Origin of the sequence: Xanthomonas sp. D-109 (assembly GCF_017746095.1) — a bacterium.
Lineage (GTDB): Bacteria > Pseudomonadota > Gammaproteobacteria > Xanthomonadales > Xanthomonadaceae > Xanthomonas_A > Xanthomonas_A sacchari.
On the sequence record NZ_JAGHWV010000008.1, the window covers coordinates 341,276 to 347,726 of the forward strand.

The following is a 6,451-nucleotide window of genomic DNA, read 5'->3' on the forward strand; positions in this document are numbered from 1 at the left end:
GGTATCCCCATGAACAAGACCACCCGCGTTCTGCTTGTTTCGCTGTTGTCCGTTGCAGCTCTGGCCGGCTGCGCCAAGAAGGTCAAGGAACAGCCCCAGACCGACACCACCGGCACCACCGGCACCACCGCCCCGACCGGTCCGTCGACCTCCGGTCTGTATGGCCCGGGCGACCTGGACACCGATTCCTGCCTGCGTCAGCGCGTGGTCTACTTCGACCTGGACAAGGACACCGTGAAGCCGGAGTTCCAGGCGATCATGGCCTGCCACGCCAAGTACCTGCGTGACCGTCCGTCCTCGCGCATCACCCTGCAGGGCAACACCGACGAGCGCGGTTCGCGCGAGTACAACATGGGCCTGGGCGAGCGTCGTGCCAACGCCGTGTCCTCGGCGCTGCAGGCCAACGGTGGCTCGGCTGCGCAGCTGACCGTCGTCAGCTACGGCGAAGAGCGTCCGGTCTGCACCGAGTCGAACGAGTCCTGCTGGTCGCAGAACCGTCGCGTCGAGATCGTCTACACGGCGCAGTAAGAAAAGATGCGTATCGGTGTCCTTACATCGATGATCGTCGCGGCGGCCCTCGTGGCCGCCGCGCCGGCTCATGCGCAGCGCGCAAGCCTGGCCGACCGCGTTTCCGCGCTCGAGCAGCAGGCCATGAATACCCAGGCCAACACCGACATGCTGAACCAGCTCAACCAGCTGCGGACGCAGATGCAGTCGATGGAGGCCACGATCGAACAACTGCAGCACAGCAACGACCAGCTCAAGCAGCAGATCAAGGACCAGTACCTGGACCTGGATGGCCGCGTGGGCCGGCTCGAGAATGGTGCAGGGGCAGGGGCGACGCCGTCGTTGCCGCCGGCCAATGGCGCCGCACCGGCTGTCGCGCCGGCCGCGCCCGCAGGCAAGCCGTCCGCCGTCGCCGAGCCGCCGCCGTCGGTGCACGGCGACGCCGGCACCCTGGCTGCCGCCGGCGACGAGCGTGCCGCCTACAACGTCGCCTTCGACGCCCTGAAGGCGGGCAAGTACGCCGACTCGGCGAACCTGTTCCAGAACTTCCTGCAGGCCTACCCGAACGGCGTGTATGCGCCGAACGCGCTGTACTGGCTCGGCGAGAGCTACTACGCCACCAAGAACTTCCAGTTGGCCGAGGCCCAGTTCCAGGACCTGATCGGCCGCTACCCGACCCACGACAAGGCGCCCGGTGCGCTGCTCAAGCTCGGCCTGTCCCAGTACGGCGAAGGCCGCGTCCAGGACGCCGAGCAGACCCTGCAACAGGTCGGCGCGAAGTATCCTGGGTCCGATGCCGCGCGGACCGCGCAGGACCGCCTGCAGTCGATCCGTCTCGGCCAGCAGCTGCGCTGAGCCCCTAACGCTGCCGCCGTCGTCGCGGGAGCACTCTTCTCCCGCCATGGCCGCCGTTCCCAGCGATATCGTCCAAAGCCCGCTGCCCCGCCTGAAGCTGACGGAGATCTTCCTGTCGCTGCAGGGCGAGGCCGAGAGCGCCGGCTGGCCGACCGTGTTCGTGCGTCTCACCGGCTGCCCGCTGCGCTGCAGCTACTGCGACACCGCCTACGCCTTCCATGGCGGACAGTGGTGGGACATCGACGCGATCCTCGAAGAGGTGGCGCGCCACGGCGTGCGGCATGTCTGCGTCACCGGCGGCGAACCGCTGGCGCAGAAGCGCTGCCTGCAGCTGCTGCAGCGCCTGTGCGACGCCGGCTACGACGTGTCGCTGGAGACCTCCGGGGCGCTGGACATCGCCGAAGTCGACCCGCGCGTGTCGCGGGTGCTCGACATCAAGACCCCGGCGTCGCAGGAGGCGCACCGCAACCGCTGGGAGAACCTGCCGCTGCTGACCGCGCGCGACCAGATCAAGTTCGTCCTGTGCGGCCGCGCCGACTACGAGTGGGCGCGCGCCGTGGTCGCCGAACACCGGCTGGAGTCCCGCTGCACGGTCTGGTTCTCGCCGAGCAAGAGCGAACTGACCGCGCGCGACCTGGCCGATTGGATCGTCGCCGACCGCCTGCCGGTGCGGTTCCAGATGCAGTTGCACAAGCTGCTGTGGAACGACGAGCCTGGGCGGTAGCTGCGCGCTGGCGCGCAGCTGGGAATCGGGAATGGGGAAATGGGAATCGGAGAAGCGCCGCACCGTAGGCGTGGCTCTACCTGATCCGCTTTCGCGTCTCGAAGACCTTCGATCTTCCCGGTCCAGCCTGGCTGCTACGCTCTTCCCATTCCCGTTTCCCCATTCCCCACTCCCGGCACCCAGATGAAAAACGCCGTCGTCCTTCTCTCCGGTGGCATGGACTCCGCCGTCGTCGTCGCCATCGCCCGTGCGCAGGGCTTTGCGGTGCATGCCTTGAGCGTGCGCTACGGTCAGCGCCACACCTCCGAACTGGACGCCGCCGCGCGTGTTGCCTCGGCGCTCGGCGCGGTGGCGCACAAGACCGTCAACGTCGACCTGCGCAGCATCGGCGGCTCCGCGCTGACCGACGACATCGAGGTGCCGGATGCCGGCGGCGACGGCATCCCGGTCACCTATGTGCCGGCGCGCAACACCATCATGCTGTCGGTGGCGCTGGGCTGGGCCGAGGTGCTGGGCGCGGCCGACATCTTCTGCGGGGTCAACGCGGTGGATTATTCCGGCTATCCCGATTGCCGCCCCGAGTTCATCGACGCGTTCCAGACCCTGGCCAACCTGGCGACCAAGGCCGGGGTGGAGGGCGCCGGGCTGCGCGTGCACGCGCCGCTGCAGCACATGAGCAAGGCCGACATCGTGCGCGAAGGCGTGCGCCTGGGCGTGGACTTCGGCCTGACCGTGTCCTGCTACCGCGCCGACGACGCCGGCCGCGCCTGCGGCCACTGCGACGCCTGCCGCCTGCGCGCGGCCGGCTTCGCCGACGCTGGCGTCGCCGACCCGACCCGCTATGCCTGATTTCGCGAAACGCCCGTGCTGGGGTAGACTACGCGCCCCGGTGCAACGCCGGGGTCTTGTTTTGGGCCGTTAGCTCAGTCGGTAGAGCAGAAGACTTTTAATCTTTTGGTCGATGGTTCGAATCCATCACGGCCCACCACTAGTCTCAAAGAGTTAGGCGTCGCCTTTGCTGGTTTTTTAGCCAGCTCCTGAAAATTTCCCTGAAAACGACGGCAATCTCGCTGGTTCCACGCTCGGTACCGCGCGGTCGTAGCGCTGCCGCATCGCCTCCGTTTTGCTGCCCTCAGGCATTCTCGTCGTTCGAATCAGTGCGGCCTTGATGCTTGAGGCCTGTGCTGCGTGGTCAGAACAGATACGCGCTTGGCGGCCTCGTGCGGCGGCGTAGCCGCATTGCTGCCTCGCCTTGCTTGGCTGCCGATGCCGAATCTTTCATGCCAGCGGCTGCAGGAGCAGCGCGAGGCACAACCCCAGCATGAACAGTGCGACCGCCGCATCCAGCAGCCGCCACGCGGCGGGTTTGCGGAAGACCGGCTGCAGCAACCGCGCGCCGTAACCCAGGCTGCTGAACCAGGTCGCGCTGGCCAGGCAGGCGCCGAGTGCGAACGCCCAGCGCAGTTGTCCCGGGTAGCGCGTGGAGAGGCTGCCCAGCAGCACCATGGTGTCCAGGTAGACATGCGGATTGAGGAAGGTGAAGGCCAGGCAGGTCAGCAGGACGCGCTGCCAGCGCTGCGGATCCTGGCCTTGCGCCTGCAGGCCGCCAGTGCCGCGCCAGGCGCGTCGTGCCGCCAGCAGCGCGTAGGCACCGAGGAAGGCCGCGCCGCCGAAACGCAATGCTTGCAGCACGCCGGGCCAGGCATCCACGACGGCACCGATGCCGGACACGCCCAGGACGATCAGCGCGATATCGCTGGCGGCGCACACGGCCACGACCAGGCCGACTTGCCGACGCTGCAGTCCCTGGCGCAGTACGAAGGCGTTCTGTGCGCCGATGGCGACGATCAGGCTGGCGCCGGCGGCGAGGCCGGCCAACAGTGCGTGCAGCAACATGGGGAGTGCCCGGTGGCGTGGGCAAGCATGCTGCATGTGCCAGCAGGATTAGCCAAACTCATTTTTCTGTAGGCTGTGAAGCGTTCCTAATCTGCCTTGCTGCCATGGATCTGCTTCATCCCCAACTGTCCGCCTTCGCCGCCGTGCTGGAAGAAGGCAGCTTCGAGGCCGCCGCGCGCCGCCTGGCGCTGACGCCGTCGGCGGTCTCGCAGCGGATCAAGGCGCTGGAAGACCGGCTCGGCCAGGTGCTGATCGTGCGCCAGGCTCCCTGCCGGCCGACGCCCGCCGGCGAGCGCCTGCTGCGCAGCGTGCGGCCGATGCAGGTGCTGGAGGCCGAGGCGGTGGCCGATCTGCTGCCTGCGCCGGCCAGCAGCGCAGCGGCCCGCAGCATCGCCATCGCCGTCAACGACGATTCGCTGCAGACCTGGTTCCTGGATGCGCTCGCGGCCCTGCACGAGGCGCATGGCTATCTGTTCGACATCCAGGTCGACGACCAGGACCACACGCTTGATCTGTTGCGCAGTGGCGCCGTGCTTGGTGCCGTCACCTCCGTCGGCAAGGCCTTGCAGGGCTGCAATGTGCTGGCGTTGGGTGCGATGCGCTACCGCGCGATCGCCTCGCCAGCCTTCTTCGCCCGCCACTTCGCCGATGGCCTGGACGCCGCGGCGCTGGCTCGCGCCCCGATGCTGGTCTACAACCGCAAGGATGCGCTGCAGGCGCGCTTCGTGCGTCGCATCACCCGTGCGCGGTTGCATCCGCCGATCCACTACCTGCCGACCTCCATCGGCTTCGTCGAGGCCGCCGCGCGCGGCCTGGGCTGGTGTCTGGCGCCGGAGCAGATGCTGGTGGCGGCGCTGCGGCAGCGGCAGATCGTCGTCGTCGACCCGCAGCGCTGGCTCGACGTGCCGTTGTACTGGCAGCACGTTGCAGTGCGTTCCAGCACCCTGCAGCACATCGGTCGGGCGTTGCGCAACGCGGCGGGGCAGATGCACGCGCCAGCAGCGCCTGCCTGAGTGGCCTCGTGGTGGTCGCCTGTTCCGGCGTCGAACATCGATCGCCCAGACAGCGTTGCTTGCGGCGGCCTCAAGCATCGATATCGCGCGTTGCGCTGGATCCGACGGGCCATTGCGGGGATGGCGCCGCTCGCACGCAGTTTCGTGCGAAAGGCGTGGTGCCTGCATCGACCAAGGACGACGTCGGCAGGCCGCACCAGGCGCCGCGTCGGTGCTTCGGAGATGCAGATGGACGATCGGCGGTAAACAGGGAATGGCGCAGGACAGCGTCAGGTGCGTGCCGTACTGAAGATCCCGGCCAGGCTTTCGCTGAGGATCAACTGCAGGTGCATGCGGTTGAGCTCCACGCCCGTGGTCATCATCATGTGCAGGCCGCCGCACATCGCGGCGACCGCATAGACGCGGGCCTGGAACTCCGCCTCGCCGCCGCTCCAGCCGTGGTCGCGCAGCATGCGTCGCAGCAGGTCGCCCAGGTTCTGCACCAGGGAGACGTTGAGCCGGCGCGCGTACTGCGCCAGTTCTGGATCGCGCGCGGCGGCCAGGTCCATCTCCAGGTCCAGGCGTCGCCGGCGCTGGTTGGCATCGGCCACCAGCCATTCTTCCAGCGCACCGGCGATGAAGGCGGTGGCGTCCTGGTGCGGCGGTGGCTGCAGTAGCCACATCGTGCGGATCGCGCGCTCGTAGTCGCGTTCCATCAGTGCCTGGACCAGGCCGCGCTTGTCGTCGAACTGCCGGCGCACCGCGCTGCAGGAGACGTCTGCGGTCCCGGCGATCAGTTCGAAGGTGGTGGCGCCGAGGCCGTTCTCGACGATGCAGCGCTCGGCCGCATCGAGGACGTCATCGTGCAGGCGCTGCTCGCGTTCGCGCGCGCTGTGCAGCCGGACTACGTTGGACATGGCGTGGGCTCGGGGGGAAGCGGTGCCACATGGAGGGGGATATCCGCCTGGCACCTGTCCGCGGCGCGCACGCTGTAGCGCGTGCCGCCGCCGCATGTGCAGATGCCGGTGCAGCGCGATTGTAGACGCGATGCGTTGCTGCGGCGCGTGCGGCGGCACGTTGGTCGATCCCGTCGCCACGCGCGTGACGGCCGCCACTCTTGGATGGGGGCACTGGTGCACGCTTCGTGCTCGCAATGAGCACGACAGGTGTGACTGCATGATCGGGGGCTTCTGTGCGCAGAGGAGCGCGAACGGGGCTGTGGCGGTTTCAGTGGTGCTGACTCGACATGAAGCACCGCGGGGCGCTGCGACTCAGGACGTGAACAGGGGGGCGTGCTGCCGGGGGAGTTCCAGGCCGCGTGTGTACCCGGCCGGGAGAGCCGCGGACGCTGGCAATCATGTCGGGAAGTGCGCGGTAGGAGCGGCTTCAGCCGCGATGAGGCGTTACCGGCAAAGCCTGTCGCGGCTGAAGCCGCTTGTGTCAAATAAGGGTCTATCGTTGCAGGTGAGAGCGGAGT

Annotated in this window: 7 protein-coding genes and 1 tRNA gene; 6 read left to right on the top strand and 2 right to left on the bottom strand. The window is 68.1% G+C overall.

Translation table 11 applies throughout. The features are described 5' to 3' along the window. Positions 1–9 precede the first annotated feature (9 nt). The 5 genes from pal to J7357_RS09630 all read left to right on the top strand — a co-directional run bounded on the left by pal (position 10) and on the right by J7357_RS09630 (position 3,074). Complete coding sequence (gene pal / locus J7357_RS09610) at positions 10–528, top strand: peptidoglycan-associated lipoprotein Pal (protein ID WP_010344309.1); 519 nt, start codon at positions 10–12, stop codon at positions 526–528. 6 nt (positions 529–534) lie between these two features. Continuing rightward, positions 535–1,362, top strand: a complete 828-nt coding sequence (ybgF, locus tag J7357_RS09615; RefSeq protein ID WP_209245944.1) for a tol-pal system protein YbgF — start codon at positions 535–537, stop codon at positions 1,360–1,362. Between the two features lie 46 nt (positions 1,363–1,408). Then, positions 1,409–2,086, top strand: a complete 678-nt coding sequence (gene queE / locus J7357_RS09620; RefSeq protein WP_209245945.1) for a 7-carboxy-7-deazaguanine synthase QueE — start codon at positions 1,409–1,411, stop codon at positions 2,084–2,086. Positions 2,087–2,269: 183 nt separating this feature from the next. Beyond that, on the top strand, positions 2,270–2,935 hold the full coding sequence (gene queC, locus J7357_RS09625) for a 7-cyano-7-deazaguanine synthase QueC (RefSeq protein ID WP_026143259.1): 666 nt from the start codon (positions 2,270–2,272) through the stop codon (positions 2,933–2,935). Between the two features lie 63 nt (positions 2,936–2,998). Next, positions 2,999–3,074: transfer RNA gene (locus J7357_RS09630), tRNA-Lys, on the top strand. 290 nt (positions 3,075–3,364) lie between these two features. Here J7357_RS09630 and J7357_RS09635 read toward each other — a convergent pair. Beyond that, on the bottom strand, positions 3,365–3,982 hold the full coding sequence (locus tag J7357_RS09635; protein ID WP_209245946.1) for a LysE/ArgO family amino acid transporter: 618 nt from the start codon (positions 3,980–3,982) through the stop codon (positions 3,365–3,367). Between the two features lie 104 nt (positions 3,983–4,086). Between J7357_RS09635 and J7357_RS09640 the strand changes: the two genes are divergently transcribed. Then, positions 4,087–4,995 carry a LysR family transcriptional regulator ArgP gene (locus J7357_RS09640; RefSeq protein WP_209245947.1) on the top strand — a complete coding sequence of 303 codons (909 nt, stop codon included), beginning with the start codon at positions 4,087–4,089 and terminating at the stop codon, positions 4,993–4,995. A gap of 269 nt (positions 4,996–5,264) precedes the next feature. Here the strand turns inward: J7357_RS09640 and J7357_RS09645 are convergent, their stop codons facing one another. After that, complete coding sequence (locus J7357_RS09645) at positions 5,265–5,891, bottom strand: TetR/AcrR family transcriptional regulator (protein ID WP_209245948.1); 627 nt, start codon at positions 5,889–5,891, stop codon at positions 5,265–5,267. Positions 5,892–6,451 lie beyond the last annotated feature (560 nt).

Coding starts and splice junctions, on each gene's coding strand:
- pal (WP_010344309.1), top strand. CDS start 10: ATGAACAAGACCACCCGCGTTCTGCTTGTTTCGCTGTTGTCCGTTGCA.
- ybgF (WP_209245944.1), top strand. CDS start 535: ATGCGTATCGGTGTCCTTACATCGATGATCGTCGCGGCGGCCCTCGTG.
- queE (WP_209245945.1), top strand. CDS start 1,409: ATGGCCGCCGTTCCCAGCGATATCGTCCAAAGCCCGCTGCCCCGCCTG.
- queC (WP_026143259.1), top strand. CDS start 2,270: ATGAAAAACGCCGTCGTCCTTCTCTCCGGTGGCATGGACTCCGCCGTC.
- J7357_RS09635 (WP_209245946.1), bottom strand. CDS start 3,982: ATGTTGCTGCACGCACTGTTGGCCGGCCTCGCCGCCGGCGCCAGCCTG.
- J7357_RS09640 (WP_209245947.1), top strand. CDS start 4,087: ATGGATCTGCTTCATCCCCAACTGTCCGCCTTCGCCGCCGTGCTGGAA.
- J7357_RS09645 (WP_209245948.1), bottom strand. CDS start 5,891: ATGTCCAACGTAGTCCGGCTGCACAGCGCGCGCGAACGCGAGCAGCGC.